This is a genomic window from Paraburkholderia sp. SIMBA_054 (assembly GCF_046534875.1).
GTDB lineage: Bacteria > Pseudomonadota > Gammaproteobacteria > Burkholderiales > Burkholderiaceae > Paraburkholderia > Paraburkholderia hospita.
The window spans coordinates 1-251 of the sequence record NZ_JAWRXV010001283.1; the positions used below are offsets into that span (position 1 = coordinate 1).

The 251-nt window shown below is 70.5% G+C and carries 1 protein-coding gene; it reads right to left on the bottom strand.

Annotated elements, in window-relative coordinates:
* Window positions 1–251: undecaprenyl diphosphate synthase family protein (locus SB822_RS59230; protein ID WP_410859393.1), on the bottom strand; the 251-nt coding region annotated here is incomplete at both ends.

The following is a 251-nucleotide window of genomic DNA, read 5'->3' on the forward strand; positions in this document are numbered from 1 at the left end:
CCGTAGCTGGCGGCGATGGCCAGCACCAGGCGATCGTTGCCGGCGGTGGCCTGCTCGGCGGCGTCCATGCGCCGGCCGATCACCGGCGCGAAGCGCGCGCGGTCGCCGATGAAGCGCACCTGCACGCCACGCCGCTGCAGCTCCTCGACCTCGCGGTCGAGCGCATGCAGGAACAGCTTCATGAGCGCATCGACTTCTTCCTGCGGCCGGCCCCAGTTCTCGCTGGAGAAGGCGAACAGGGTCAGCACCTG